This is a genomic window from Aeromonas sp. Y311-2, from assembly GCF_027706025.1.
GTDB lineage: Bacteria > Pseudomonadota > Gammaproteobacteria > Enterobacterales > Aeromonadaceae > Aeromonas > Aeromonas veronii.
Map to the genome: position 1 here is coordinate 1 of NZ_JAPDCL010000006.1, position 25198 is coordinate 25198.

The following is a 25198-nucleotide window of genomic DNA, read 5'->3' on the forward strand; positions in this document are numbered from 1 at the left end:
ACTACCTGAAGCAACACCGCTTATATACCCGCACACTTGGAATTATTTGAGTCTCTAAAAATGAGGGGATCTCTGAGGTGTACTACGGGTGTTAGGCCCGTAGGTTAGATTAGCCGTCAGGGGTAATCGGACGTTCGCGTAAATTAATTCCCCCGCGATAACGGCCATCCATATTTCTCCTCTGCCAGATGCCGCTGATTCACGGAAACACCTGGACAGCGGTATCTCGATCGTCCGATTACGCTTCGCTAATCGAACCTGCATGGGACGGTAATATGTGGGATATGCCGGTTGGCGCAGATCAGCCAGCCTGACACGATCGCCATAAATCACGGTCGTCAGAAACCAAAGAGCCGCCCTTATGGGCGGCTCTTGGTATCAGCGATGGTGACTGATTCATCTTGTTACCGAATCGTCTTTTTACTGAATCGTTATTGGGCCTTGGGCGGTTCCACCGCAGCAGTCGCCGGTTGGTCATCTTCCTTGATCCAGGCATCCAGCAGGGTGTAGCCCACCGCCAGCACCACGGGGCCGATAAACAAACCGATGATCCCCATGGTCAGCAAGCCACCGATTACCCCCACCAGAATGAGGATGAGCGGCAGGTCGGCGCCCCGCTTGATCAGGAAGGGGCGCAGGAAGTTGTCCATGGTGCCCGCAATCAGTGACCACACCAGCAGGAAGGTGCCCCAGGTGGTATCACCGCTCCAGTAGAGGTAGCCGATACAGGCCAGCAGCACCGGGAAGGGGCCGATCTGGGCGACGATCAGCAGGAACATCACCACCACCAGCACCATGGCGTAGGGGATACCGGCAATCAGCAGGCCGACACCGGCCACCGAGGATTGCACCAGCGCGGTCACCACCACCCCCATCGCCACGGCACGGATCGCCTGTGAAGCGAGCACAGTGGCGTTGTCGCCACGCTGACCCGCCAGCCGGTGGGCGAAGCGGCGAATGCCGGTCGCCACCACTTCACCTGAGTGATAGAGCACACCGCAGATACCGACCGTCAGCAGGAAGTGGACAAACAGCAGCCCAAGATTACCCGCCTGAGAGGCCAACCAGCGGGCGGTCTGGCCAAAATAGGGGGCCAGCTTGGCAAACAGCACCTGACCACCGCTCGCCAGAATTTGCTGCCAGAAGTCATAGAGCTTGTCGCCCACCAGCGGGATCTGTTGCAGCCAGAGCAGCTCCGGTGGCGGTGACTGGCTGATATGGGTACCCAGCTCGATCAGCATGGGCGCCTTCTCCGCCACATTGGCCAGCGTCATAAAAAGCGGGATGACAAACATCAGCAGCAGCACCAGCGTCATAAAGAGGGCCGCCAGGGTGCGCTTGCCCCACAACAGGCGCTGCACCATCAACATCAGCGGCCAGGTGGCGATGGTGATCATGGTGGCCCACACCAGCGCAGGCAGGAAGGGCTGCAACACCAGGAAACAGGAGATAATCAGGATGCTGAGAAACAGCACCCCCAGGGTTATCTTGGCCAAATCCACTTTTTTCACATTCATAGAGTTCCCTTGTCAGAGCCGTTGCCCTTGGGTCGTGTGTCGCATTTCAAGAAAGAGAGTATCCACCAGAGGCCAGCGCTCAACCAGAGCCCCAGCCCGAAAAAGAGCACAAACTGACCAAGCAGGATAGCCAGCGAACTGCTGGTCAGCAGCGGCAGCGCCCAGAGTCCCGCCCCAATCACCGCGCCTCCCGCCAGGGTGACCGCGCCGGTCAGGATGGGGGAATAACCGCCGCGAGTCAGGGAGCGCAAACCGCCAACCCAGAGCCCGAGAGCCGCCAGCCCGATCCCGGCCAGATGGGCCGATTGGGTCAGCCCACCAAACGCCAGTGCAGATGCGATCAGCAGCAGCCAAACCGCCGAATGCCTGTCGGCACGCCAGCAGGGACGCGCGGCCAGCAGCAAGGCGCCTATCAGCAGGCCCACCGCCACGTCGGAGATAAAGTGCACCCCGAGCCAAACCCGCGCCAGACCTGTAGTCAGCGCCAGCAGCAAGGCCAGCGAATAGGCCAGCCCGCGCCGGGCAGGCCAGAACCAGCCAAGCAGCGCCCCCCAGAACAGCAGGGCCGAGGCGGTATGGCCGCTCGGCATGCCAAAGCCTTGCGCGCTCTGGGTTGCCAGCAGCGGTTGCAGATGGAAGGGGCGCGGCCAGCCAATTCCCTCCTTGCTCGCCTGCACCAGCAAGCCAAGCCACAGCATGGCGAACAGCAGCTGGCGCAACCGTGGCCACCCCAGCAGCGGGAGCAGCAAAGGTATCAGGGCAAGCTGAAAGCCGCCTGAACCAGACAGATTGCTGACTGACAGCCACCACACATCGGGCCCCAGCCACTGCTGCAGCCGCTGCATCAGCGGGATCTCGGCCTGATGCAGCGCATTGCCCTGCGCCACGAAATCGGCCTGCCAGTGCACCTCGCTCTCGGGCACCTTATCCAGTCGGGATTGCAGCCAGTCGAGCTGATCCGGGAAGCGGCGCTGCTCGCGGGGGAGCTGGTCAATGGCGATCAGCCGGGCGTTAAGGATCTCTCCCCCCAGATTGGGGGCCTTCAGCAGCGAGACAAAATCGGAATCTTGCTGCGCGACAATCGGTTCCAGCGTGCGGCAGGCGAAGATAACCGCCCGCTGCCAGCGGCCCAACTCCTGCACCACCTCCCCCCGCAAGCCGGTCTCTTCATAGAGTTCGCGCAGCGCCGCCTGCTCGGGGCGCTCGCCGCCATCGATATAGCCACCGCTCAGGCTGTAGCGGGAGGAGATGCGATCCTGCACCAGCAGCAGTTGATCCTGATGACGGATGGCGCAGGCCGCTGCCGTGGGGCCAGCCGGTTCGGCACTCAGGGCTGGCAGAGCGGCAAACAGCGCCAGCAAGAGTAAAAAGAGGGTTCTAGACATCAATTTGCTTTCCCTATGCACAATGGCGACAAGCCTCCCAGAAATCAGATAGTTGGGCAACGGTAGCGGCCGGATTGCCGCGGTTCCCGCCACGCAGGCGGTGCACGGAAGATTGCGATGAAGCAGGGCACTCCCTACTATTGGCGGCTATCTTCAATTTCATGCAGCAAACGCTGGAGCCCTCCATGAGACAGTTCGGCTTTTTCCTCGGCATCGCCATCGGTGTCATTTTGATCCTGTTCGGCAGCATCGTCATCTTCCAGGCGCTCCCTGCCGCACTGGATGTACTGGAGATGCCAAGCCGCATCCCGTTCGTGCGCGAGGTCTACACCTGGCTGATGACCAGCGCCAACGGCCTGACCGCCCAGCTGGAGCAGAATTTCCTGGAAGCCTTCCAGACCGTGCTCAAGCTGATCCTGCTCATCACCTTCATGTGGGTCTGCGTCAAGCTGGTCAACATGGGGGTGCTGATTATCCGCGCCGGGGTTGATCTGATCCGCACCGCCATCGCCCACAGCGAAGGGCCGCACGACCAGAAGAAGCCGGATCAGCACGATCACTTCTGACTCTGACATGGTTGATGGATGTGAACGCTGCCGCCCCCAACCGGGGCGGCAGCTTTATATGCGCGGTATGAAGGCCCCTCCCAGCCCCCATGAATACCCGATAAAGCAGCGGCTTTCCCTTGTGAATCAGCAAACTGCCCATATGTTGCATCACCTTGACATGGTTTGCGCCCCGCGCGGCGGCTGCCCGGTTTCTATCCCGACCCCGTGCTCTGGTATAATCGACCACCTCTTTTCCCCGTTATGGAGCCTGTTCATGCCCAATCATGCAGAAAGTGCCCTCGAGGTTCGTCTCGACAAGTGGTTGTGGGCAGCCCGTTTCTACAAGACCCGCTCCATTGCGCGGGATCAGATAGACGGGGGCAAGGTGCACTACAATGGTCAGCGCAGCAAACCGGGCAAACAGGTGGAAGTGGGGGCACTGATCCGCTTCTGGCAGGGGCAGGACGAACGCGAAGTGCGGGTGCTGGCCTTGAGCGAGCAGCGCAAATCGGCACCGCTGGCCCAGCAGCTCTATGAAGAGACCGCCGAGAGCCAGAAAAAACGGGCCGAGAACAGCGAGGCGCGCCGCTTCAACAGCCAGTTTGCCCCCAGCCCCGAGCGCCGCCCCGACAAGCAGGAGCGACGCCAGTTGCTCAAGGTCAAACAGTACTGACCGACCCCGATTTGATACCGGGCTGGCATCAACCCCAGCCCGCCCGATTTACCTCACCGAAAAGCCAGGAATACATGATGAGCAACCAAGATCTGCTGTATCGCTATCTGTTTGAAGAGTACGAAGTGCGTGGCGAGCTGGTCCAGCTGGATCACACCTACCGCCACGTGGTGGAAGCCCAGAACTACCCGGTGCAGGTGCAAAAACTGCTGGGCGAGCTGCTGGTCGCCACCAGCCTGCTGACCGCCACCCTCAAGTTTGAAGGCTCCATTACCGTACAGCTGCAGGGCGATGGCCCGGTGCGTCTGGCCGTGATCAACGGTGACAACAACCAGCAGCTGCGCGGCGTGGCCCGCTATGAAGGCGAGCTGCCGAGCGATGGCAAGCTGCAGAGCCTGATTGGCAACGGCCAGCTGATCATCACCATCACCCCGGAGCAGGGCGAGCGCTATCAGGGCATCATCGCGCTGGATGCCGACACCCTGGCGGGCTGCCTGGAGCACTACTTCGCCCGCTCCGAACAGCTGGCCACCAAGCTGTGGATCCGCACCGGCTATCACGAAGGTGCGCCGCGCGCTGCCGGCATCATGCTGCAGGAGCTGCCCGCCCAGAGCGAGGATCACAGCAACGATTTCGATCACCTGACCCAGCTCACCAGCACCATCAAGGATGAAGAGCTGTTCGGCCTGCAGGCAGAGGAGATCCTCTACCGTCTCTACCATCAGGACAAGGTGCGGGTGTTCGATCCGCAGGCGGTCGAGTTCCGTTGCACCTGCTCCCGCGAGCGCTGCGAAGGGGCCCTGCTGCAGATAGAAAAGGAAGAGGTCATGGAGATGGTGCAGGAGCTCGGCAAGATCGACATGCACTGTGATTATTGCGGCGCCCAGTACCAATTTAATGGGATCGATGTCGAAACCCTGTTCAGCAGGGCTCCCGGCAATGATGCAAACCAGTTACACTAATTAAAGGCGGGCAAAACCCGCCTTTAACTTTAATAACAAAAAAATACCCTATTTTATAAAGTTTGATGGCGATCGCTAAACTCTACCACCTAAGTGATAGGATGACCGTCAGATAGAACCCTACCAACCTCTGAACCCAGGAGAATACAATGACAATCGTGGCAGAACCCACCCTGGCCCAACAATTAGGACTGGACCAGTACGGCATCAAAAACAGCCAAGAAATCGTTCGCAACCCCTCTTACGAGCAGCTTTTCGCGGAAGAGACACGCCCTGACCTGGAAGGGTTCGAGCGCGGTGTGGTGACCGAGCTGGGCGCCGTCAACGTAAATACCGGTATCTTCACCGGTCGCTCCCCGAAAGATAAATATATCGTCAAAGATGCCACTACCCAGGATACTGTATGGTGGTCTGACCAGGGTAAAAACGATAACAAAGCGATTACCCCGGAAGTGTGGTCACATCTGAAAGGGCTGGTCACCAAACAGCTCTCCGGCAAGCGCCTGTTTGTGGTCGATGGTTTCTGCGGTGCCAACCCGGATACCCGCCTGGCCGTGCGCATCATCACCGAGGTGGCCTGGCAGGCACACTTCGTGAAAAACATGTTCATCCGCCCGAGCGATGAAGAGCTGAAAACCTTCAAGCCTGACTTCGTGGTGATGAACGGTGCCAAGTGCACCAACCCGAACTGGAAGGAGCAGGGTCTCAACTCCGAGAACTTTGTTGCCTTCAACATGACCGAGAAGATGCAGCTCATCGGTGGCACCTGGTACGGTGGCGAGATGAAGAAGGGCATGTTCTCCATGATGAACTACTTCCTGCCCCTGCGCGGCATTGCCTCCATGCACTGCTCCGCCAACGTGGGTCAGGACGGCGACGTGGCCATCTTCTTCGGCCTCTCCGGCACAGGCAAGACCACCCTCTCCACCGATCCCAAGCGTCAGCTGATCGGCGATGACGAGCACGGCTGGGATGACCACGGCGTGTTCAACTTCGAAGGGGGCTGCTACGCCAAGACCATCAAGCTCTCCGAAGAGGCTGAGCCGGACATCTACCACGCCATCCGTCGCGATGCGCTGCTGGAGAACGTAACCGTTGCTGCCGATGGCACCATCGACTTCGATGATGGCTCCAAGACCGAGAACACCCGCGTCTCCTACCCCATCTATCACATCGACAACATCGTCAAGCCGGTCTCCAAGGCAGGTCACGCCACCAAGGTGATCTTCCTGACTGCCGACGCCTTCGGCGTGCTGCCCCCGGTCTCCAAACTGACCAAGGAGCAGACCAAGTACCACTTCCTGTCTGGCTTCACCGCCAAACTGGCCGGTACCGAGCGCGGCATCACTGAGCCGACTCCGACCTTCTCCTCCTGCTTCGGCGCAGCCTTCCTCTCCCTGCACCCGACCAAGTACGGTCAGGAGCTGGTGAAACGGATGGAAGCGGCAGGGGCAGAGGCCTATCTGGTCAACACCGGCTGGAACGGCACCGGCAAGCGCATCTCCATCAAGGATACCCGCGCCATCATCGACGCCATCCTGGATGGCTCCATCGAGAAGGCCGAGACCAAGGTGCTGCCGATCTTCAATCTGGAGATCCCGACCGCACTGCACGATGTGAACCCGGCGATCCTCGACCCGCGCGACACTTACGCCGACAAGGCCGAGTGGGATGCCAAGGCCGTCGATCTGGCAGGGCGCTTCATCAAAAACTTCGAGCGCTTCACCGATAACGACGAAGGCAAACGTCTGGTTGCGGCAGGCCCGCAGCTGTAACTGGCTCGCTTCGTATCAGTGACATCATGCCGGTCAGCCACGCTGACCGGCATTTTTGTTTTTGTGGAGCCCCGAACGCCGCCATCGGCCCCGTTAAAGGGGCCAAAACCTTGCCTTTGCCCATTGTGACAGGTTAGATTCAGCCAAACTTTATACAATATACAATTCTGTAACGCCCAATCGTGACCCGACCATGACCCCACCCTACAAGACCCGAACCCAGATGGTGATGGAAAACCTCCGTGGCCGGATCCTCCGTGGGGAGTTCCCCGCTGGCGCCCCCTTGCGTCAGGATGCGATTGCCAAAGAGCTGGCCGTGAGCCGCATTCCGGTGCGCGAAGCCCTGATGCAACTGGAAGCGCAGGGGCTGGTGAAGTTCGAAGCCCATCGCGGCGCCGTGGTCACCATGCTGGACGCCTCGGCCATTGAAGAGCTCTTTTATTTGCGAGCGCTGCTGGAAGCCGATACCCTGTTTCACGCCGTCGACAAGATGACGGAAGCCACCTTCGCACAAGCGGAGGCGATCCTCGCCCAGTTTGATCACGCCCTGGAGTCAGGCACCCAGATCGAACATTGGGCCGAGTTGAACCACAGCTTTCACGCCACCCTCTATCAGGCAGCCGGTCGCCCCCAGGCACTTGAACTGATCGCCCAGATCAATCTGAGCTGTGACCGCTATGTCCGCTTCGAGCTGCTGTTTGCCAGCGACGGGGTGGACAAGGCGGAGCGTGAACACGCCCAATTGCTGGAACTGTGCCGCGCCCGGCGCAAGCACGAGGCGGTGGTGCTGCTCAGGCAGCATATCGAAGCAGCGGGTCAGTCGATCAAGCGGATCCTGGCCAGCGGCCATAAAAACTGAACACTCATATAGCAACCATCTGGCACTAACGACATGAATAATTTCGAGATAATTGAAACCCGCGTCGCCCAAGTCAGGGCCGAGCTGGCCATGCAGGAGTTGGACGCATTTATCGTCCCCCACGATGATGAGCACCTCGGCGAGTACATCCCCGCCTATGCCGAGCGGCTTGACTGGATCACCGGTTTCAACGGCTCTGCCGGCGTCGCCATCATCATGGCCCAGCGAGCAGCCCTCTTTGTCGATGGTCGCTATACGGTGCAGGCGCGGATGCAAACTCCCGCCGAACTGTTCGAATTCCTCCACCTCATTGAAAATCCTCATGTCCAGTGGCTGGCCGAGCAGCTGCCGTCAGGCTCCCGGGTTGGCTTCGATGCCCGCCTGCACAGCCTGACCTGGTACAAGAACGCCAAGGCCGTGCTGGCCGATCGCGGTATCGAGCTGATCCGCGTCGAGCAGAACCCCATCGACCTGAACTGGAGCGATCGCCCGGAGCCGACCAAGAGCCCGGTCATCCTCTACAGCGAGGAGTTGGCGGGCCAGTCCAGCCAGTCCAAACGTGAACAGCTGGCGGCCGACCTGCGCAAGCGCGGGCTGGATGCGGTGCTGCTGACCCAGGCCGAGCCCATCAACTGGCTGCTAAACCTGCGTGGTCGCGATATCGACCGGCTGCCGGTGGTGCTGGGCTTTGCGGTGCTCTACGCCAACACCAGCATGGATTTCTTCGTCGATACCGACAAAATTGACTGCTTCGCCTTTACCCAGCACGTGGGGCAGGATGTCTCCGTCTACCCCATCGACAAGCTGGGCGACGTGTTGCAGCGCATCGGTGAAGATCAGCAGAAGGTGCTGGCCGATCCGGACAGCGCCAACGCCTGGACCCAGCTCGTCATGGAAGAGGCGGGCGCCATTCTGGTGGCAGGGCAGGACCCCACCATGCTGCCGAAAGCGTGCAAGAACGAGATCGAGCTGACCGGCATGCGTGCCGCTCACCTGCGTGATGGCGTGGCCATGACCCGCTTCCTCGCCTGGCTGGATCGGCTGGTCGCCTCCGGCGAGTTCGAGGGGGTGGATGAAGGCACCCTGGCCGATCAGGTGGAAGCGTTCCGCCGCGAGCAGGAGCACTACGTCGAGCCGAGCTTCGATACCATCTCTGCGCTCGGCCCCAACGCCGCCATGTGCCACTACCACCACACCAACGGCACCCCCCGTGCGTTTGGTCAGGACAGCCTCTATCTGCTGGACTCCGGCGCCCAGTATATGGATGGCACCACCGACATCACCCGCACCATCAAGGTGGGTGAGGTGAGCGACGAGCAGAAAGCGATGTTTACCCGGGTACTGCAGGGCCATATCGCGCTGGATCAGGCCCGCTTCCCCCGTGGTACCGCCGGTATCCAGCTCGACGTGCTGGCCCGCATGCCGCTGTGGCAAGCCGGTTACAACTATGACCACGGCACCGGTCACGGCGTCGGCCACTTCCTGAGTGTCCACGAAGGGCCCCAGCGCATCGCGCCGAAAGGGAGCATGGTTGCCCTGCAACCGGGCATGGTGCTCTCCAACGAGCCGGGCTACTACCGCGAAGATGGCTTCGGTATCCGCTGCGAGAACCTGGTAGTCGTGACCGAGCTGGAACAGGTTGGCGAGCTGCCGATGCTGGGCTTCGAGCGCCTGACCTACGTGCCGTTCGATACCCGCCTGATCGACCGCAGCCTGCTGAGCCCGGCCGAATTCCGCTGGATCAACGAATACCATGTCGAGGTGTTCCGCCGCCTGAGCCCGCTGCTCGAGGGCGAGGATCTCGCCTGGCTGGAGCAGGCAACCAGCCTCATCTGATGACACAGGGCCTGCGGGCCCTGTTTTTTATCCCCCCTTTTGACCTGTATCAACACTCCAAAGCGAGCAGGTCAGGAGAATGGCGGCCATGAAAAGTCATCATGCCAGCCCAGCCCGGGGCTCACACGCCGCAGCCAGCAAAAAGGCGAGTGACCACCCCAGACTCATGCGCGAGCAGCAGACGGTCAGCGCCATGATCCGCCTCTACTGCCAGCACCATCATCAGGATCCCCATTGCCGCCACTGTCGCCAGTTGCGGGATTTCGCCCATCAGCGCCTTCGTCGCTGCCGTTATGACCATGGCCACAAACCCACCTGCGCCAACTGCAATATCCACTGTTACGCACCGGCGATGCGCAAACAGATCCAGCAGGTGATGAAGTGGAGCGGCCCGCGCATGTTGCTGCGCCACCCCTGGCTCACCCTTCGCCATCTGCTCGACGGCTTGCGCAAAGCGCCCAAACTGCCCCAGAGCCGCCCCCTGCCGCCATAACCGCCAATCCCTTGCATCCGGCAGGGGATAACCACTACCCTATGACTCCTTTTTTGCCGTTGACCCCAAGGTCAGCGGCGTTGCCGATCCGTTTGCTGCCAATGGAGTCCTGATGCACCACAACCCGCCCCTGCTACGCCCCGCCACCCACAATGACATGCACGCCATCTGGCAGATCGATGCCAAGGTGTTTGGCGAAGATGTCTATCCCGCCTTCTTCTTCCGTCAGGCGATGGATTTGTGGCCCGAGTTGTTGCTGGTGGCCGAATACGAGGGGCAACTGGTGGGTTATGTGCTGGGGGGGGTCGGTCAGGAGCGGTCGCAAGGCTGGGTACTCTCGCTGGCGGTGCTGCCCGAGGCACGCGGTTTTGGTCTGGCCGAGCGAATGATGCGCCAGATGGAGGCCAACCAGCAGGCGCTGCAGATCAGCGAACTGCGGCTCACGGTCGATCCGGCCAATCCAGCCCAGCGCCTCTACTACCGGCTCGGTTACACATTGCAGGCGGAAGTAGCCGACTATTTCGGCCCCGGAGAAGACCGTCTGCTGCTGGTTAAAACCCTCTCCGGTACAGCTGCGATTCAAGGACAAAACCGGTTACAGAACGCATAATTGGTTACATTTTGCCGATTTCATGTGTGACGGGGTTGGAGTAAAGTTCACTCATCAACCGGATTGTTCAAATTACGTGCAGCCCAGGAGGCCCACCATGTTGAAGCGTATGACCCTTATTGCCCTGCTGGCAGCGACCACCATCACCGGATGCGCCAACAGTGACGTTTACTCTGGCGATGTTTACACCAAAGACCGCGCCAAACAGGTGCAGACCGTCAGCTACGGCACCATCATCTCCACCCGCCCGGTGAAGATCCAGGCCGATGAGAACTCCCTGATTGGCACCATTGGCGGCGCCGTGGTCGGTGGCCTGCTGGGCAGCACAGTCGGTGGCGGCACCGGACGCGACATCGCAGCCGCAGGCGGCGCCATCGCCGGTGCAGCAGCAGGTAACGCCATCGGCAACAAGATGAATCAGGTCGACGGCGTCGAGCTGGAGATCAAGAAAGAGAATGGCGAAGCCATCGTGGTCGTGCAGAAAGCCAGCCCCACCTTCACCCCGGGTGCTCGCGTGCGCATGACCCAGGGCAATGGCAGCATCAACGTGGCCGTCGTGAACTAAGAGTGTGAACTCAGGCTTTGCAGCTATAGAGTCATAAAAAAACCGCCGGTTCCGGCGGTTTTTTGTTGTCTGGCATTCGGGATTACATGCTGTAAGCCTTCTCGCCGTGGGAGGTGACATCCAGCCCTTCCCGCTCGGCATCGCCATTCACCCGCAGACCCACCAGCATGTCGACCGCCTTGAAGGCAATCGCCGCCACGGCACCGGACCAGAGCAGAGTGACACCGACCCCGATAGCCTGGATCTTCACCTGAGTCAGAATGGAGTAACCCTCGGCCACCTGATTGGTGACATAGTCCCACACCCCGGTGCCGCCCAGATCCGGGCTGGCAAAAACGCCGGTCAGCAGAGCACCGAGAATGCCGCACACCCCGTGTACGCCAAACACGTCCAGACTGTCATCGGCACCCAGCAGGCGCTTGAGACCGTGGACACCCCACAGACCTGCCACGCCACTGATAAGGCCCATCACCAGACCACCGCCCACACCGACGAAACCGGCTGCCGGGGTGATCACCACCAGACCGGACACCGCACCGGATGCCGCCCCCAGCAGGGAGGGACGTCCCTTCATCACCCACTCGGCCAAGGTCCATGAGAGAGCTGCCGCAGCCGGCGCCACCCAGGTGTTGATAAAGGCGAGTGCGGCGATACCGTTGGCTTCCAGCGCGGAGCCGGCGTTGAAACCAAACCAGCCGAACCAGAGCAGGGAGGCACCGATCATGGTCATGGTCAGGCTGTGGGGGGTCATGGGATCACGACCGTAGCCCAGACGCTTGCCCACCAGATAGGCACCCACCAGACCCGCCACGGCGGCGTTGATGTGCACCACTGTGCCGCCTGCAAAGTCCAGCGCACCATGCTGGAACAGATAGCCGGCAGTGGCGGTCGCTGTGGACGCAGCCTCGGCGCTGGTATAGGCATCCGGACCCGCCCAGTACCACACCATATGAGCCAGCGGGATATAGGCGAAGGTGAACCAGATCACCGAGAAGAGCAGCACGGCAGCAAACTTAATGCGCTCGGCAAACGCCCCCACGATAAGGCCGCAGGTGATGGCGGCAAAGGCCCCCTGGAACACCACATAGATCAGCTCGCTGATCCCGACACCCTTGCTGAAGGTGGCGGCGATGGAGTCAGGGGTCACCCCCTTGAGCAGCACCTTGCTGAAGGAGCCATAGAAATTGCCCCCCTCGGTAAAGGCCAGCGAATAGCCGTAGATCACCCAGAGCACGCAGATGAGGCAGAACAGGGTAAAGACCTGCATCAGCACGCTCAGCATGTTTTTGGCCCGCACCAGACCACCGTAGAAGAGGGCCAGACCGGGGATCGACATCAGGATCACCAGCGCAGCCGAGAGCAGCATCCAGGTGTTGTCACCCTTGTTGATTGTCATGGCGGCAACCGGCGCCACCGCCGCCTGTACCTGAGCGACCTCTTCGGCCCAACTTGGGGTAACCAGCAAGGCAGGCAACATCGTCAGACCCGCCATCATCCATTTTTTGACCATAGAGCACTCTCCTTCCCTGTCGTACCGGTACAAGACCGGCTCCGTTTCCCTGATTGAATCTGTGGCGAACCGCAAGGTGTTGCTGCAACCCGCCAGAATCACACCCGCGCCCGGCACGGGGATGCCTCTTGCCACTTCCTCATCACTGCATCTGCCGCCGATGACCGCAAGAGACCGTCTGACATGTAAAAAGCATAAAGCGGGCCACAAATTTAAATCCTTTTAAATCATGGTATTAGTAAGAATGCGCATCATCAATGCACCAATTTGGCGCATGAGCTGCGCTAACCTGCCCAGGGTCGCCCTGTCACAGGGCAGGCGATACGTCGCGCACCAGAAGTGCGCAAACCCGGAGCCAGCCCACAAGCTGACGTCATCGATATCGCGCGCTGCGGGCCCGCTCGTTTACACTGACAGACCAGCCGTTTCCTGTTATCCGACCACGGCATGCCATTACGCAGCCTCTTGTTTGCAACCTGATGGCAGTCCCAATCCGAGGAACACCATGCAGTTCGATCGTCTCGACATCAGCCTCTCCCACTACCGTCATCTCGACCGGGAGCATCGCGCCCACATCGCGCTGCTGGGGATAGTGATGCTGGCCATCATGGCCCTTCATCTGTTGCTGCTGCCCCACTTCCCTTACGAGCGCTTTTACGCCGTCAGCTTTGGCTTCGAGGTGATCAACTGGCTCACCATGCTGTTCCTGTTCTGGGTGGTGCAGTGCGCCCACCTGCCCACCCACACCTACCGCATGCTCTCCTGCGGTCTGATGTTGTGGATCATGGGGGCCACCGCCGACATCATGGATGAGCTGGTGGCGCAGCCACTCTGGCTCGCCATCTATGCCGAGGATCTGCTGCGCTCCAGCGGCATCCTGCTCAGCAGCATCGGCATCCTGAGCACCATGCACCACCTCTTCCACATCAATACCCAGCTCAGACAGCAGGCGCTGTTTGACGATCTGACTAGGCTGCCAAACCGGCGCTACTTTCATCAGCAGCTGTTTCTGGAACAGGGGATTTGCCACGCCCTCATCCTGCTGGATCTGGATCACTTCAAGCTGATCAATGACAACTACGGCCACGATATCGGGGATCGGGTGTTGCAGCAGTTTGGCGAGCTGTTGCAACAGCACTGCCCGCCCGGTGCGCTGGCGGCCCGTGTCGGGGGTGAAGAGTTTGCCCTGCTGCTGCCCGTAGCCCACGAAGCCGAGCTACAGCAACTGGCCAACACCCTGCTCACTGCGACCCGCACCATAGCCCCCGACCCGACCCATACCATGACGGTCAGTCTGGGAGTGGGAGTCCGCGAGCCCAAGGAACCGGCAGTCTCGCTGTTCAAGCGGGTGGATCAGGCGCTTTATGGCGCCAAGGAGGCGGGCAGAAACTGCGCGGTATGGGCGACGCCGACTAACAAGGAGGCGTGAAGAGCTGCCGATTGATTACCGATCACGGCGGAACATTGCTGCTGAAACAGGGGCCCAAGGGCCCCTGTTTCATGGGGAAAATCCCCCGTCTAAAAGCGGAAGGTAAGACCGATATTGGCCTGCCACTGGGTTACCAGCTCCCCGCGCACCTTGAACACGCACTGCTCCGGGTTGCAGAGAAACTGGTTGTTATCGTTGACCAGCGAACCATAACCGCGCACCTCGGCCCGCAGGGCCAGATGCTCGGCGAGGCGCGGTTGCACCCCGAGCGCCAGCGACATGGAAGGGGTCACCTCGCTGTCGTAGGCGGCAAAGCGGGTCACCCCGATCCCGGCGCCGATATAGGGCGCCATCAGGTTGTCAGAGAGAGTCAGCGCACCAGCAAAGTGCAGGATGTCCACCGTCAGGCGGTCAGGCTGGTCGGGAGAGAGGGGGGTGGACTGATGGCTGTAGAGCAGCTCGATCATGCCCGGATCATCCACCTCCTTGCTGATAAAGAAGCCCCAGCTGCCGGAGCTCTGTCCTTGCAGTGAATCGAGCGAGGCCGAGCGAGAGACCGGCTGCACCTCATCACTCTTCTCAAAATCGATGGCTGAGCTGTAGCCGAAAAATGGCGTCACCTGCCAACCGGATGTGGTCGCGGCCTCGCTACTCCAGGCCTGCCCCAGTGGCAGCAACAGCCCCATCATCACTATCCCGGCTCTCTTCATCATCATCCCCTGCTCCCTGTGTGATTGTGCAGAAAGCATACCAGAGGCATCCTAGGCCCATCCTAAACGGCGGCTGTACCGGGTCACTTTCATCGCGGGATTTCCCTCTCACCGGAACCTCTGCCGAGCCGCCCCACTGGCGCCGCTATGCGCCCCCGCCACCATTCATCGACGGTTAACCTCTGCCACGTATGCTGGCGCCAAATCGGGTCATCGGGGCCCGTTATCACCACTCAGAAGGACATCAGGGAATGGTTGCCGCGCAACTTCACGACCCCAAAACTACCCTTGCGGATACCCTGCGGGCCACCGCGCATGCCATCGACGAGAACCACATCAGCCTGCGCCAGATGCTCGCGCTGGTGGGTGAACAGGGGATGCTGCTGTTTTGCGTGCTGCTCACCGTCCCCTTCCTGCTGCCGGTCTCCATTCCCGGGGTCAGCACCCCGTTTGGCCTGCTGATCCTCTTTATCGGGATCGGCATCACCCTCAATCGGGTGCCCTGGCTGCCCGCCATGCTGATGGAGCGCCGCTTCGCCGCCGACCAGCTCAAGCCGACCCTGCACAAGGGGGCGGATCTGCTGGCCCGGGTCGATCGCGTTATCCGCCCGCGCCTGCTGGTGCTGACCGGCAGCAACACGGTCAACCGCTGCAACGGCCTGCTGATCATGCTGGCCGCCCTGCTGCTGATGCTGCCCCTGGGCGCCATCCCATTCACCAACGCCATGCCTGCCTGGGCCATCCTGCTGCTGGCCACCGGCATGTTGCAGCGGGACGGTCTGTTCGTCGCCAGCGGCTATCTGCTGGTAAGCGCAACCCTGGTCTGGTTCAGCGTGCTGGCCATCGGCTTACTGATGGCGGGCCAGAGCGCCAGCGGCCTGCTCGGCTAACCCCGATGCACAGAAAAAGGGCGACCAGATGGTCGCCCTTTTTGATTTGTGCGGGATACCGCCCGGTCAAAGCAGATCGTAGATAAGGGCCGAGATGGCAAGCAGCCCCATCACCAACACAAAAAGGGTACTCGGCCCGCGATAACGCTTGAGTGCGGGCAAGCGATAGATGGAGCAGGCCGGCAGCAGAAACAGGATCACCGCGATCAGCGGGCCACTGACGCGCTCGATGATGTCGAGCACGTTGGGGTTCAGATAGGTGATAACGGCGGTCACCATAAACAGGATCACCGATGACACCCGGGCGATGGTCGACTCCTTGAGGGAGAGCCCCAGCCCCTGACAGGCACCGCTCACCATGCTCACCGTCCCCTCGCTCACCCCCATGGAGGTGCCGAGGAAAGATTTGGACATGGCCAGAATGGCGATGAGCGGCCCCACATAGGCGATCAGCGGATTGGAGAACTTGTTCGCCAGCGCCGACAGCACCGAGATATTGTCGGTGCGGGCCAGCGCCATCTCGGCCTGACTCAGGCTCATCACGCAGCTCACCACGAAAAAGAGCACGCTGCCGCAAATCAGCATGCTGCTGCACTTGATGATCCGCTTGGCACGCAGGTCGGCGCTCTCTTGGCAACGCTTCTTCTGCGCCGCGCTGAAAGAAGAAATAATGGGCGCATGGCTGAAGGAGAAGACCATCACCGGCACGATCAGCCAGAGGGATTTCCAGAACGCCGGATCACGCCAGTCCACCGCCTGACTCTCGCTGAAATAGGAGAGGCTCCACTGGGGCAGCAGATAGATGGAGAGGCCAATCAGAAAGGCAACCATCGGCAGTGCCAGCACGCTGATGGCCGACACCACGATCTGTTTGCCGGCCAGCAGCACCAGATGCAGGCCCAGCATCACCCCCAGCACCAGCAAGCCGCGCGGCAGCTTGGCATCCCCCAGCTGGTGAACCACGAAGCTCTGGATCGCGTTGGTGATGGAGATGCTGTAGACCAGAATGATGGGGTAGAAGGCCATCAGATAGACCAGCATCAGCAGTTTGCCCGCCTTGGCACCGAAGTGCTCCTCCACCACATGGGTGATATCCCCCTCCTTGTGGGAGCTGGAGAGCACAAAGCGGCTCAATGCCCGGTGGGAATAATAAGAGAGCGGAAAAGCCAGCAATAAAATAAACAGTAAAATAACCGGAGAATTACTGCCAACCGTAATAGGGAGAAATAACGTACCGGCACCGACAGCAGTGGCATATAGGCCCATGGTCCATACCGAATCGCTTTTCTCCCATTTCAATTTTGAAACAGGGTTACTCTTTTCAGCAATAGAAACACTCATTGCAATATATACCTTATTAATCTGTCATCATTATTTTTATTGGCCCGAATAACAGGCTGGAGATATGTCGTTGCATATCACCATGCACATGAAAAAACAACGCCGCCAGCGGCCAACAGGGCCACCGGAGAGAAACGGAGCTGCCACGCTACCATCGTTGAAATCGCTATCCGGGTCAAGGTTAATAATTCATGACTGTTTGAATCGGAATGTTTCAAAAGACAACAGGATGTATCACATTCGTCACCCAAAACCAGATTCACGCCTGTTTGATAACATACCGATAAAACCTCATGCTGTTGCCCAACAACACAAATAAGACCAGCGATCAGGCAGATAATATTAACACCTTAAGCTGTGGAATATGAGTTAAATAATACGGCCAACTTTTCTACTAATTGACAGTGATGTCAGCCAATTTATTCAGAGTAAAAGCGCAGGCTATTTCCGACAGCGACCGGGGCAGCACTCTCAACCTGCTGGGCAGTGCGCCACCCGGTTGCGGCCTGCCCGCTTGGCCCGATAGAGCCACTCGTCGGCCCGGGCTAGCGCCTGATTTATCTCCTCCTCCGGCTGCACCAGGGTTGTGCCCAGACTGACCGTGATGGCGACCGGATCGGCAGGCAGCGCTTCGACGGCGGCACGGATCTGCTCCGCCATCTGCTGCAAACCGGCCTCATCGATCCGCGGTAGCAGGATCAGAAACTCCTCGCCACCGCTGCGCACAAAGAGGTCGTCCGCCCGCAACAGGGCATCGATACAACTACTGAAGCGCTGCAAGGCCCGATCTCCCTGCTGGTGGCCGTAACGATCGTTGAGCTGCTTGAAGTGATCGATGTCGAGCATGATGAGGCCGCAGGGGGCCTCCCCTGCCCGCAACGGCTGGCAGTGCTCGAAGAAGAAACGGCGGTTGTAGAGGCCGGTCAGCTGGTCGGTTTCACTCTGGCGCAGCAGTCGCTGCTGCAACTCGTACTGGCGGGTGATATTGCGGGTCACCCAGGCCACCGCCCGCTTGCCGTCATAGAGGGAGGGCAGCGGCGCAATCTTGCCCTCAAAACGCTGTATCCCTTGCGGCCCGGCGGCAGCATTGATCCCCCCCACCTCGGCTGCTGAGAGCTCATACTCCACCACCCGCACCTGACCGCTCGCCAGCGACTCGGCCACCTGCGCCTTGACCCACATGGCCATCTCGGGTGGCAGCACATCGGCCAGCTGCTTTCCCGCCAGCGGATTGCCGTCGTGATAGGATTGCTGCTCCATGCCGCCGATATATTCCACGTAATAGCCATCTTCACTGAGGATAAAGACGGGATCTGGCAGCTGGGCCATCACTTCATAAAGCTGGGTTACCGAAAGCGCCACGAAGACTCCTGTACTTCAACGTCAAACAGGGGGGAGATATTCTGCCTCAAGAGGACTCACTCGCCCTCATCGTCAGCGCAGAAAAATCTGCGGCCACAGCCAACAATCCTTTACATCTAGCAGCCCGTCAGCCTCTCGGCCACCACAGGTGGCCAACGCGTTGCTACTCCCGCCACTGCGCTCGCTCACAGTAGCGAAAGCCCCCTCCCCCGGTCACGCATATCCCATTGTTTCAACTCACAAGTTCATTTACGCTGGCCGTCCTGAGTCCAGTTTTCACCTCATCAGCCATCAGGAACACTAGCCACCCGCAACCGCAGGGGCTGTACCACGGAAAAGGAATCGCCAGATGAAAAACGCCATCGTCACCGCCCACTTCGACGCCATCAGCACCGAAGGGGAACAGCTCACCCTCAAGATCACCATCAAGGCCCCCGAGCCGGATCCCAAGTCCGCCAGCGGTGACTGGCGCTGCAAGGTGAAGCTGGCGGGGCTGAGCGAAAAGACCTTTATCTACGGCATCGACAGCCTGCAGGCCCTGAGCCTCGCCATCAAGTTTGTCGAAACCGAGCTGCGCGCCTTCTCCGATGCGGGCTGGCAATTCTATCTGCCCAATTGCCCAGATCACCCCATCGACATGAGCGCCTGCTACTTCCCGGCGCTCTAGCCCGGCCCATCCAAGGAGACCAGATGCACGGACCCGATCCCGCCAATCCCCACCCCATGAACGGCTTTCCCCAGGTGTGCTTTATCAAGAACACCATCAAGGGGCCCAATATCGAGGTGGGTGACTACACCTATTACGACGACCCGGAGGATTCGGCGGGCTTCGAGCGCAACGTCCTCTACCACTTCCCCTTCATCGGCGACAAGCTGATCATCGGCAAGTTCTGCGCCATCGCCCGCGGGGTGAAGTTCATCATGAACGGCGCCAACCACCAGACCTCCGGCTTCTCCACCTACCCCTTCTTTATCTTCGGCAACGGCTGGGAGCATGCCGCACCCGCCCCGGGCAGCCTCCCCTACAAGGGCGATACCGTGATCGGCAACGATGTCTGGATTGGCTATGACGCTCTGATCATGCCGGGGGTCAAGGTAGGCAACGGAGCCATCATCGCCGCCCGCTCCGTGGTTACCGGCGACGTGCCCGCCTACGCCGTGGTCGGCGGCAACCCCGCCAAGGTGATCCGCTACCGCTTCGACGACGACACCATCGCCCGTCTCAACGCCATCGCCTGGTGGGACTGGCCGGTAGAGCAGATCAGCCGCAACCTGCCGCTCATCAGCGGCGGCGAGATAGCCGCGCTGGAAGCGGCAATCCCATAGAGACAACCTGTAAACCAAGCGAGATCGTAGAAACAACAAAGGGCGCCTTGTCGGCGCCCTTTGGCTTGATGGATATCGCTGAAGCCTGCTGGATTGAGCTGGCTATCAACCGGTGTTGCGCATACCTGCGGCAATACCGGCGATGGTGACCATCAGCGCCTTGTCCAGCTCGGGGTGCAGGGTCTCCGGGTGGTTGCGGGAGCGGTTGAGCAGCTCGGCCTGCAGCACGTTGAGCGGGTCTGTGTAGGGGTTGCGGAGCTTGATGGACTCCTTGATCCAGGGCTGATCCTCCAGCAGATCCCCGCGCGGGCTCAGCTTCAGCACCACCTCGATGGATTCGGCGAGCTCCTGACGCAGCTGTTTGCCAAGGCCCCACAGCTCCTGCGGCACCAGACGGGTGTCGTAGTACTCGGCGAGCCAGACGTCCGCCTTGAGGAATACCATCTCCAGCATTTCGAGGCGAGTGCGGAAGAAGGGCCACTGGGCGCTCATCTCTTCCAGCACCGCCAGCTTGCCGCCGTCGATAGCCTGTTGCAGCGCCTTGTGGGCACCGAGCCAGGCCGGCAGCATCAGGCGGTTCTGGGTCCAGGCGAAGATCCACGGAATGGCGCGCAGGCTCTCGACGCCGCCGTTTGGCTTGCGCTTGGAGGGACGGGAGCCGAGCGGCAGCTTGCCGAGCTCCATCTCCGGGGTGGCGGCACGGAAGTAAGGGACGAAGTCCGGATGACCGCGCACAATGCTGCGGTAGTGATCGCAGGAGTCGGCGGCCAGCTGTTCCATCACCTCGCGCCAGCACTCTTTCGGCTTGGGCGGCGGCAGCAGGTTCCCTTCCAGCACGGCGCTGGTGTAGAGCTCCAGACTCTTGATCGCCACTTTCGGCAGACCGAACTTGAAGCGGATCATCTCCCCCTGTTCGGTGGTACGCAGACCGCCGCGCAGGGATCCCGGCGGCTGGGAGAGGATGGCCTGATGGGCAGGGGCACCACCACGACCGACGGTACCGCCACGGCCATGGAACAGGGTGAGGCGGATATTGTTGGCTTCGGCCAGACCCACCAGGGATTCCATGGCAGCGTACTGGGCCCAGCCTGCGGCCATCATGCCCGCATCCTTGGCAGAGTCGGAGTAACCGATCATCACGTACTGACGGCCCTGAATGTAGCCGCGATACCAGTCCACCGAGAGCAGACGCTCCATCACGGCGGTGCCTGCCATCAGGTCATCCTGGGTCTCAAACAGCGGGGCGACCGGCATGCGGAACTTGCAGCCCGCCTCTTTGAGCAGCAGTTGCACCGACAGCACATCGGACGGCGCACCGGCCATGGAGATGATGTAGATGCCGAACGCATCGGGGTCGTGCTCGGCGATGACCTGACAGGTATCGAGCGTCTCGCGCACCTCGGCGCTCGGTTCCCAGTCGTGGGGAATGAGCGGGCGACGGGAGTTCAGTTCGTTAAGCAGGAAGGCCTGCTTGTCATCTTCGCTCCACTCGGCGTAGTCACCCAGACCCAGATAGCGGGTCAGCTCGGAGAAGACCAGCCCGTGACGCTCGCCATCCTGACGGATATCCAGCTTGACCAGATGGATGCCGAAACAGGCGACCTTGCGCAGCACGTCCAGCAACATGCCATCGGCGATATTGCCCATGCCGCAGGCGTGCAATGAGTGGTAGCAGAGCTCCAGCGGCTCGCGCAGCTGGGCGGTAGTCTTGACCAGATCCTGGCTCTCGCTCACCTGCCCCTGCACCTTGGCAGTGAGGTGCTCCTTGGTTTCGCGCAGCGCTTCACGCAGCTCGCGCACCAGCGCACGGTAGGGCTCTGGGTGATCGCCAACGCGAGCGCGCACAGCGTCGGTACAGTCGGACATGGAGAGCTCGGAGGTGAGCTCCTTGATGTCTTTGTAGAACAGGCTCACCGCCATCCAGCGGCCCAGCTCCAGCACTTCGGCAGTCACCTTGGCGGTGACGAAGGGGTTGCCGTCACGGTCACCGCCCATCCAGGAGGTGAACTTGACCGGCGCGGCATCCAGCGGCAGCCGCACACCCAGATGGTGTTGCAAACGCTCGTCCAGATTGCGCATGAATTCTGGGATGGCAGGCCACAGGCTGTTCTCCACCACAGCGAAGCCCCACTTGGCCTCGTCGACTGGAGTCGGGCGCTGTTCGCGGATCTCGTTGGTGTGCCACGCCTGATTGATGAGCTGTTCGATGCGATTGAGGATCTTGTCCCGCTCGCGGGGCAGCAGGTCGGAGAGCTCCAGCGCCTCGAGGCAGTCGTTGAGCTGTACGTGCTTGTGGATCAGGGTGCGGCGGGTCACCTCGGTGGGGTGAGCGGTCAGCACCAGATCGATATCCAGCTCGCGCACGGCCTGAATGATGGCCTCTTGCGACAGGTTGGAGGCTTTCAGCTTGTCGAACATCTGCTCCAGCGGATCCGGGGTGCAGACCTGCTCTTCGCAGCGACGGGAGATGGTGTGGAACTGTTCCGCCACGTTGGCCAGATTGAGGAACTGGCTGAAGGCGCGGGCCACCGGCAGCAGTTCATCATCGCTCAGGGTGCGCAGGGTATCGAGCAGACGTTCCCGGTCTGATTCATTGCCCTTGCGGGAGGACTTGGCCAATTGGCGAATGGTTTCGATCTTGTCGAGAAAGGCCTGACCCTGATGATCCTTGATGGATTTACCCAGCAGCTGACCCAGCATACCTACGTTGGCGCGTAGTGCGGCGTACTTTTCGTTCATTCCACATCCTTATCTTGTTGGTGCCTGACACCCATCCGGGGTGCTAGACGACCTCACTTATTGTTGTGCGATTACAACATATGCTCCGTCATCTTAGGGTGACAATCTACCCAGATTGTCTGCGCAAGGTCAAATAACAGGCCGATTCAGAACATGTATTTCCATCACCACTCCACAACCGGCTTGTTATGTAACTTACTTACAGTTCTTACGCCCCTTTCACCGCCGCCGCTACAGGCAAAAACGTCTGATCAGGTGCTGCAAAACCGAGGTGGTCGGCTTGACGAAGGAGAGGTCGAGATACTCATCCGGCTGGTGCGCCTGGGTGATATGACCGGGACCCATCACTATGGTCTCGCAGCCAAGCTGCTGGATAAACGGCGCTTCGGTGCAGTAGTTGACCGACTCGGCGGCGCGGCCGCTCGCCTTCTCAGCTTCGCGTACCAGCACAGAGTCATCGGCGCAGGCATAGGCGGGAATAGGTTCGTGCAGATGTTGCAGATGCAGGCAGCCCGGCTGGTGGATCTCGATGGGCGACAGCGCCTCTTTGAGCATCCCCATCAACTCGTCCGGCCCCACCTGCGGAGTGGGTCGCAGGTCGATATGCAGCTCGCAGCAACCGCAGATGCGGTTCGGGCTGTCACCGCCCTGAATGTAACCGAGGTTCAGGGTTGGCTGCGGAACGGCAAAGCGGTGGTCGGCGTAGCGATCTTTCAGATCCTGCTGCAAGCGCAGCACCTGCCCCATCGCCTTGTGCATGATCTCCATGGCGTTGACGCCGTTGGCGGGATCCGAGCTGTGACCGCTCTTGCCGGTAATGCGGATCGCCTCCGACATATGCCCCTTGTGGGCCACCACGGGCACCAGTCCGGTCGGCTCGCCAATCACGGCGTAGTCGGGTTTCAATTCGGCCGCCGCGGCGATGGCGCGGGCCCCCGCCATGGTGGTCTCTTCGTCGGCAGTGGCGAGAATGCGCAGCGGCTTGGTCAGCTTGGTGAGGTCGATCTCTTTGAGCGCCTCGACGATAAAGGCGAAGAAGCCCTTCATATCGATGGTGCCGAGGCCATAGAGGCGATCGCCCTCTTCGGTCACCTTGAAGGGATCCTTGCTCCAGCCCCCCTCATCGAACGGCACCGTATCGGTGTGACCCGCCAGCAGCAGTCCGCCCTCCCCCTGACCGAGCGTCGCCACCAGATTGAACTTGCCCGGCAGGTCGGGGAGCGCCGTCACCTCGCACTGAAAACCGAGCTGACCGAACCAGTCAGCCAGCAGCCGGATCACCGCCTCGTTGCTCTGATCCCACTTGGGATCCGTGCTGCTGATAGAGGGAATCGCAATAATATTCTTATAAAGTGAAAAAAAATCCAGATTGGCCATCAGCTCCTCCTTGCGTCCCCGGAATGTTTCTGTTAGAAAATACAAATGCAAAGTGAGTGCATGAATATTCTGTAATTTTACCTGAATATCTGGCTCATCAACAAAGGCTTCTAGTTGTAAGGGAAAGTTAATGTTCTGTCACCTGATCTATAACCGACGACACACACCCGCCTGAATTGCCCCTCCGCACTTGTGCAAAGGGGCGATCGAACACCCTTGTGCACTGCAGCGTCATGCTGTGAATCTCGAACTCTGACTTGGAATATTCAACATGCTTAACACCGTTATCGTCGGTGCCAGTGGCTACGCGGGAGCCGAACTGGCCGCACTGGTACAGAACCATCCACAACTCAAGCTGTTCGGTCTCTATGTCTCCGCCGGCAGTCAGGATGCCCACAAGCGCTTCTCTTCCCTGCATCCCCAATGGGTCGGCGCCCTCGATCAGCCGCTGCTGCCGCTGGACGACGACGGCATGACCCGGATCCTGACCCAGGCCGATCTGGTGCTGCTGGCCACCGCCCACGAGGTGAGCGCCGAGCTGGCACCCAAGTTTCTCGCCAAGGGGCTGCCGGTGTTCGATCTCTCCGGCGCCTTCCGGGTCAAGGATCAGGGCTTTTACGACAGCTTCTACGGCTTCACCCACCAGAGCGAACAGTGGCTGGATCAGGCCGCCTATGGCCTGGCCGAGTGGAATGCCGATGCCATCGCCAGCGCCCAGCTGGTAGCCGTGCCCGGTTGCTACCCGACCGCATCGCTGTGCGCCCTCAAACCGCTGCAGCAGGATGGCCTGATTGCCAAGGGTTGGCAGCCCATCATCAACGCCGTCTCCGGGGTCTCCGGCGCCGGGCGCAAGGCCGCCATCAACACCAGCTTCTGCGAAGTGAGCCTCAACCCTTACGGCACCTTCAATCACAGACACCAGCCGGAGATCAGCCACCACCTCGGCAAGGAGGTGCTGTTCCAGCCCCACCTTGGCAACTATGTGCGCGGCATTCTGGCCACCATCTATGTGCAGCTGGCGGACGGCGTCACCCCCACCCAGGTGGATCAGGCCTTCCTCAAGGCTTATGAAGGCAAGCCGCTGGTGCGCCTCACCGGCCAGATGCCCTCTATTCGCGGTGTGGCAAACACCCCTTACTGCGATATCGCCTGGCAACAGCAGGGCAACATGCTGGTGGTGGTCTCTGCCATCGACAACCTGCTCAAGGGCGCTGCCTCGCAAGCCATTCAGTGCATAAATATCAAATTCGGATTTGAACCGGCCACCGGCCTGATTTAAGGACTTAGGAAG

At 60.3% G+C, this 25198-nt stretch carries 22 protein-coding genes; 14 read left to right on the plus strand and 8 right to left on the minus strand.

Annotated elements, in window-relative coordinates:
• Window positions 1–431 precede the first annotated feature (431 nt).
• A complete protein-coding gene (gene ydiK, locus OKC42_RS07535; RefSeq protein ID WP_162632505.1) occupies window positions 432–1517 on the minus strand; it encodes an AI-2E family transporter YdiK in 1086 nt (361 codons plus the stop codon).
• Complete coding sequence (locus OKC42_RS07540) at window positions 1514–2902, minus strand: bifunctional NUDIX hydrolase/phosphatase PAP2 family protein (RefSeq protein ID WP_270819383.1); 1389 nt, start codon at window positions 2900–2902, stop codon at window positions 1514–1516. Before OKC42_RS07540 ends, ydiK begins: the two co-directional genes overlap by 4 nt.
• A 185-nt stretch (window positions 2903–3087) precedes the next feature.
• Here OKC42_RS07540 and OKC42_RS07545 point away from each other — a divergent pair, with 185 nt between their 5' ends.
• The 9 genes from OKC42_RS07545 to OKC42_RS07585 all read left to right on the plus strand — a co-directional run bounded on the left by OKC42_RS07545 (window position 3088) and on the right by OKC42_RS07585 (window position 11223).
• Window positions 3088–3468 (plus strand): hypothetical protein, encoded by a 381-nt coding sequence (locus tag OKC42_RS07545; protein WP_005340143.1) that lies wholly within the window; start codon window positions 3088–3090, stop codon window positions 3466–3468.
• Between the two features lie 256 nt (window positions 3469–3724).
• Complete coding sequence (hslR, locus tag OKC42_RS07550; RefSeq protein WP_270819384.1) at window positions 3725–4123, plus strand: ribosome-associated heat shock protein Hsp15; 399 nt, start codon at window positions 3725–3727, stop codon at window positions 4121–4123.
• Window positions 4124–4200: 77 nt separating this feature from the next.
• Window positions 4201–5085, plus strand: a complete 885-nt coding sequence (hslO, locus tag OKC42_RS07555) for an Hsp33 family molecular chaperone HslO (RefSeq protein WP_005340140.1) — start codon at window positions 4201–4203, stop codon at window positions 5083–5085.
• 149 nt (window positions 5086–5234) lie between these two features.
• A complete protein-coding gene (pckA, locus tag OKC42_RS07560) occupies window positions 5235–6860 on the plus strand; it encodes a phosphoenolpyruvate carboxykinase (ATP) (RefSeq protein WP_005340139.1) in 1626 nt (541 codons plus the stop codon).
• A gap of 193 nt (window positions 6861–7053) precedes the next feature.
• Window positions 7054–7719: a GntR family transcriptional regulator gene (locus OKC42_RS07565; protein WP_005340138.1), complete on the plus strand. Its 666-nt coding sequence runs from the start codon at window positions 7054–7056 to the stop codon at window positions 7717–7719.
• Between the two features lie 33 nt (window positions 7720–7752).
• Window positions 7753–9555, plus strand: coding sequence for an aminopeptidase P family protein (locus OKC42_RS07570; RefSeq protein ID WP_005355029.1), 1803 nt, complete (start codon window positions 7753–7755; stop codon window positions 9553–9555).
• Window positions 9556–9643: 88 nt separating this feature from the next.
• On the plus strand, window positions 9644–10048 hold the full coding sequence (locus OKC42_RS07575; protein ID WP_160881190.1) for a nitrous oxide-stimulated promoter family protein: 405 nt from the start codon (window positions 9644–9646) through the stop codon (window positions 10046–10048).
• 112 nt (window positions 10049–10160) lie between these two features.
• Window positions 10161–10658, plus strand: coding sequence for a GNAT family N-acetyltransferase (locus tag OKC42_RS07580; RefSeq protein WP_270819385.1), 498 nt, complete (start codon window positions 10161–10163; stop codon window positions 10656–10658).
• 97 nt (window positions 10659–10755) lie between these two features.
• Window positions 10756–11223, plus strand: coding sequence for a glycine zipper 2TM domain-containing protein (locus tag OKC42_RS07585; protein WP_005340126.1), 468 nt, complete (start codon window positions 10756–10758; stop codon window positions 11221–11223).
• A gap of 82 nt (window positions 11224–11305) precedes the next feature.
• On the opposite strand, the gene amt is transcribed toward OKC42_RS07585, so the two are convergent.
• Window positions 11306–12733, minus strand: coding sequence for an ammonium transporter (amt, locus tag OKC42_RS07590; protein WP_129503183.1), 1428 nt, complete (start codon window positions 12731–12733; stop codon window positions 11306–11308).
• Between the two features lie 505 nt (window positions 12734–13238).
• Between amt and OKC42_RS07595 the strand changes: the two genes are divergently transcribed.
• Window positions 13239–14162: a GGDEF domain-containing protein gene (locus OKC42_RS07595; RefSeq protein WP_270819387.1), complete on the plus strand. Its 924-nt coding sequence runs from the start codon at window positions 13239–13241 to the stop codon at window positions 14160–14162.
• A gap of 89 nt (window positions 14163–14251) precedes the next feature.
• On the opposite strand, the gene OKC42_RS07600 is transcribed toward OKC42_RS07595, so the two are convergent.
• The gene (locus OKC42_RS07600) at window positions 14252–14872 is read right to left on the minus strand and encodes an outer membrane beta-barrel protein (RefSeq protein ID WP_270819488.1); all 621 of its coding nucleotides are present in this window, start codon (window positions 14870–14872) and stop codon (window positions 14252–14254) included.
• 251 nt (window positions 14873–15123) lie between these two features.
• Here OKC42_RS07600 and OKC42_RS07605 point away from each other — a divergent pair, with 251 nt between their 5' ends.
• Window positions 15124–15762, plus strand: coding sequence for an exopolysaccharide biosynthesis protein (locus OKC42_RS07605; protein WP_270819388.1), 639 nt, complete (start codon window positions 15124–15126; stop codon window positions 15760–15762).
• Window positions 15763–15828: 66 nt separating this feature from the next.
• Here OKC42_RS07605 and OKC42_RS07610 read toward each other — a convergent pair whose 3' ends face one another.
• Both OKC42_RS07610 and OKC42_RS07615 read right to left on the minus strand, forming a co-directional pair.
• Complete coding sequence (locus OKC42_RS07610) at window positions 15829–17103, minus strand: amino acid permease (protein WP_333563371.1); 1275 nt, start codon at window positions 17101–17103, stop codon at window positions 15829–15831.
• Window positions 17104–17574: 471 nt separating this feature from the next.
• Window positions 17575–18465, minus strand: a complete 891-nt coding sequence (locus OKC42_RS07615; RefSeq protein WP_139438568.1) for a sensor domain-containing diguanylate cyclase — start codon at window positions 18463–18465, stop codon at window positions 17575–17577.
• Window positions 18466–18814: 349 nt separating this feature from the next.
• On the opposite strand from OKC42_RS07615, the gene OKC42_RS07620 reads away from it, so the two are divergent.
• Both OKC42_RS07620 and OKC42_RS07625 read left to right on the plus strand, forming a co-directional pair.
• On the plus strand, window positions 18815–19132 hold the full coding sequence (locus OKC42_RS07620) for a DUF6968 family protein (RefSeq protein ID WP_270819390.1): 318 nt from the start codon (window positions 18815–18817) through the stop codon (window positions 19130–19132).
• A gap of 23 nt (window positions 19133–19155) precedes the next feature.
• Window positions 19156–19791, plus strand: a complete 636-nt coding sequence (locus tag OKC42_RS07625) for a Vat family streptogramin A O-acetyltransferase (protein WP_216947871.1) — start codon at window positions 19156–19158, stop codon at window positions 19789–19791.
• Window positions 19792–19896: 105 nt separating this feature from the next.
• On the opposite strand, the gene ppc is transcribed toward OKC42_RS07625, so the two are convergent.
• On the minus strand, window positions 19897–22530 hold the full coding sequence (ppc, locus tag OKC42_RS07630; protein ID WP_076494012.1) for a phosphoenolpyruvate carboxylase: 2634 nt from the start codon (window positions 22528–22530) through the stop codon (window positions 19897–19899).
• Window positions 22531–22761: 231 nt separating this feature from the next.
• Window positions 22762–23907 carry an acetylornithine deacetylase gene (gene argE, locus OKC42_RS07635; RefSeq protein WP_270819392.1) on the minus strand — a complete coding sequence of 382 codons (1146 nt, stop codon included), beginning with the start codon at window positions 23905–23907 and terminating at the stop codon, window positions 22762–22764.
• 271 nt (window positions 23908–24178) lie between these two features.
• On the opposite strand from argE, the gene argC reads away from it, so the two are divergent.
• Window positions 24179–25186, plus strand: coding sequence for an N-acetyl-gamma-glutamyl-phosphate reductase (gene argC, locus OKC42_RS07640; protein WP_270819394.1), 1008 nt, complete (start codon window positions 24179–24181; stop codon window positions 25184–25186).
• Window positions 25187–25198 lie beyond the last annotated feature (12 nt).

Bases quoted from the DNA above. Each gene is read 5' to 3' on its own strand.
- ydiK (WP_162632505.1), bottom strand. From the start codon at position 1,517: ATGAATGTGAAAAAAGTGGATTTGGCCAAGATAACCCTGGGGGTGCTG.
- OKC42_RS07540 (WP_270819383.1), bottom strand. From the start codon at position 2,902: ATGTCTAGAACCCTCTTTTTACTCTTGCTGGCGCTGTTTGCCGCTCTG.
- OKC42_RS07545 (WP_005340143.1), top strand. From the start codon at position 3,088: ATGAGACAGTTCGGCTTTTTCCTCGGCATCGCCATCGGTGTCATTTTG.
- hslR (WP_270819384.1), top strand. From the start codon at position 3,725: ATGCCCAATCATGCAGAAAGTGCCCTCGAGGTTCGTCTCGACAAGTGG.
- hslO (WP_005340140.1), top strand. From the start codon at position 4,201: ATGAGCAACCAAGATCTGCTGTATCGCTATCTGTTTGAAGAGTACGAA.
- pckA (WP_005340139.1), top strand. From the start codon at position 5,235: ATGACAATCGTGGCAGAACCCACCCTGGCCCAACAATTAGGACTGGAC.
- OKC42_RS07565 (WP_005340138.1), top strand. From the start codon at position 7,054: ATGACCCCACCCTACAAGACCCGAACCCAGATGGTGATGGAAAACCTC.
- OKC42_RS07570 (WP_005355029.1), top strand. From the start codon at position 7,753: ATGAATAATTTCGAGATAATTGAAACCCGCGTCGCCCAAGTCAGGGCC.
- OKC42_RS07575 (WP_160881190.1), top strand. From the start codon at position 9,644: ATGAAAAGTCATCATGCCAGCCCAGCCCGGGGCTCACACGCCGCAGCC.
- OKC42_RS07580 (WP_270819385.1), top strand. From the start codon at position 10,161: ATGCACCACAACCCGCCCCTGCTACGCCCCGCCACCCACAATGACATG.
- OKC42_RS07585 (WP_005340126.1), top strand. From the start codon at position 10,756: ATGTTGAAGCGTATGACCCTTATTGCCCTGCTGGCAGCGACCACCATC.
- amt (WP_129503183.1), bottom strand. From the start codon at position 12,733: ATGGTCAAAAAATGGATGATGGCGGGTCTGACGATGTTGCCTGCCTTG.
- OKC42_RS07595 (WP_270819387.1), top strand. From the start codon at position 13,239: ATGCAGTTCGATCGTCTCGACATCAGCCTCTCCCACTACCGTCATCTC.
- OKC42_RS07600 (WP_270819488.1), bottom strand. From the start codon at position 14,872: ATGAAGAGAGCCGGGATAGTGATGATGGGGCTGTTGCTGCCACTGGGG.
- OKC42_RS07605 (WP_270819388.1), top strand. From the start codon at position 15,124: ATGGTTGCCGCGCAACTTCACGACCCCAAAACTACCCTTGCGGATACC.
- OKC42_RS07610 (WP_333563371.1), bottom strand. From the start codon at position 17,103: ATGAGTGTTTCTATTGCTGAAAAGAGTAACCCTGTTTCAAAATTGAAA.
- OKC42_RS07620 (WP_270819390.1), top strand. From the start codon at position 18,815: ATGAAAAACGCCATCGTCACCGCCCACTTCGACGCCATCAGCACCGAA.
- OKC42_RS07625 (WP_216947871.1), top strand. From the start codon at position 19,156: ATGCACGGACCCGATCCCGCCAATCCCCACCCCATGAACGGCTTTCCC.
- ppc (WP_076494012.1), bottom strand. From the start codon at position 22,530: ATGAACGAAAAGTACGCCGCACTACGCGCCAACGTAGGTATGCTGGGT.
- argE (WP_270819392.1), bottom strand. From the start codon at position 23,907: ATGGCCAATCTGGATTTTTTTTCACTTTATAAGAATATTATTGCGATT.
- argC (WP_270819394.1), top strand. From the start codon at position 24,179: ATGCTTAACACCGTTATCGTCGGTGCCAGTGGCTACGCGGGAGCCGAA.